The sequence below is a fragment of the Corynebacterium amycolatum SK46 genome (assembly GCF_000173655.1).
In the GTDB taxonomy this organism is placed as follows: domain Bacteria; phylum Actinomycetota; class Actinomycetes; order Mycobacteriales; family Mycobacteriaceae; genus Corynebacterium; species Corynebacterium amycolatum_A.
On the sequence record NZ_ABZU01000045.1, the window covers coordinates 1 to 1,265 of the forward strand.

General features: G+C 48.8%; 1 protein-coding gene. It reads left to right on the forward strand.

Features of this window, described 5'->3' with window-relative positions:
* Window positions 1-511: 511 nt before the first annotated feature.
* Window positions 512-787: a ClbS/DfsB family four-helix bundle protein gene (locus CORAM0001_RS10835; RefSeq protein ID WP_005512060.1), complete on the forward strand. Its 276-nt coding sequence runs from the start codon at window positions 512-514 to the stop codon at window positions 785-787.
* Window positions 788-1,265: the final 478 nt, after the last annotated feature.

Here is a 1,265-nt window from a genome sequence, read left to right on the forward strand (position 1 = left end):
AATCACATCGCCCTGTCGCGCTGACCCCGGATACATTACACACACTTCACACAGAATGCGAATCCCCTGGTCACGAGGCTTTTTCTAACGCGCATCAACACATTAACAGTCATAAATGATCCAACTGCGAAAGCGTGAGGCAGTAAGGAGAGCGTCCTTGATTAAGTTCCTGACTCAACTCTGGAATCCGTCCGAGCATCAACACATTCGACGATTCTTAAGACAACGCTCCAACTGAGGGAGTCGGCAGTCTTTACAAGGCAAAAATGATTCATACGCAAGACTCATGAACATAGAAGTAGAAGTAGAGCTTGCCACTTTGCGGAGGAATTATTGGTAAAGAATTATGCGGATACACAAAGTGCTGGGCTAGCCACTCCACGGGAAGCACAAAACCAAGCACCCTCGCGCCAATCCCCATCAACTCAGGGTCTTAAAAAGCAGAATCAAACCCAGGACACTTAAACATACGCATGAATACCTCGGATTTAGAGTGCTTCAAAGGAGACGTGTGGTGAAGTCGTATGAATCTGGAAGCAAGCTTGAAGACGAAATCACTAAGCGCGTGTATCAATTCATCCGCGAGATCAATGATATTCCCGATGGTGGTTGGGACATTCATGTTGATGGGATTGACCGCACGCCCCGTCAGATTATCGCGTACCAGTTGGGGCGGATGGAATTTTTGCTTAGCTCGGAGCGGGAAGAACAAGCGGACAAAGAGATGGTGACTCCTGCTCCTAGTTTCAAATGCAATCAGATAGGTGGCTTGTACGAGTCCTTATAGCAACGGTTGGAGCTGACACCACCCCAAGATCCGATTAGCAGGTTCGAGATTGTGCTCGACGAGGTAGTCTAACTGGCACCTTGCCTCGGCGAGAACTCAGCATCCTCGCAGTAAGAATCATCGTTGTAGCTACGAGAGATACACCAAATTTCATCTAGGTCCGGACGTAGCTGCCCAAGTCTATCGGCTAAGACGGCGCCTATGCCTCGAGATGCTCCAGTCACAATTCCCACTCGCATGAATTCCAAGATACAGCTGACTGGGTCGAGCAATTAAAACGGCGACGACGACGAAGAAAGCTGTATAGGAATGAGCACAAAGCAAATATGCCAAACCACCCTAAGCCGAAAGAGTCAATCAGTACTGAAACGTTAGTTAATTCCGTTTACTTGTGGGTGAAACAAAAATGGGCCGCAGCACCCACCCCACACGGGGATGGCTACCGCGACCCACAAACAAACGTTTTTTATGCCGGCGG